At 52.3% G+C, this 463-nt stretch carries 1 protein-coding gene; it reads left to right on the forward strand.

Annotated elements, in window-relative coordinates; genetic code table 11:
• Window positions 1–196, forward strand: a 196-nt coding sequence (locus tag AC1D0P_RS29200) for a hypothetical protein (protein WP_477679930.1), incomplete at its 5' end; no start/stop codon positions are given.
• Window positions 197–463: the final 267 nt, after the last annotated feature.

The following is a 463-nucleotide window of genomic DNA, read 5'->3' on the forward strand; positions in this document are numbered from 1 at the left end:
GATCAATATAGGCCCCTATATCATGTTGCCGCGGAATTTCTTCCTCATCATCCTGGGCTCGACCGAAGAGATCGGCGCCACGGAAGTGCGCCGCGAAGGCGACCGGATGATGATCAAGTTCAACATGTTCCTCGACCCCGGCTTCCAGCAATCGATCACCGGCGTCGCCTCGCTCGAAACCGAGATGATGGAATAGCCTCGACCGACACTTTCATTGAAAAGCCGCCCTGTCCGATCTGCAGGGCGGCTTTCATTTGTGCTTCGTTTGACGCCACGAATATTTGCCAAAAATGCATAAAAGTGCAATTCGCTAGGATTTTAAATAGCTTATTCAGAGCCTCTCAAATTTTCCGTGCCAGTTTTGGACTAACCCAAAGCGAGAACCAAACATGGCCAACGTTGCTCCGGATATGACGCCCAACTCGATCCATGTCGAACCTGGCCTCGAAGCGCGCCGCTACGA

It is taken from the genome of Polaromonas sp. P1_G2, assembly GCF_056405515.1.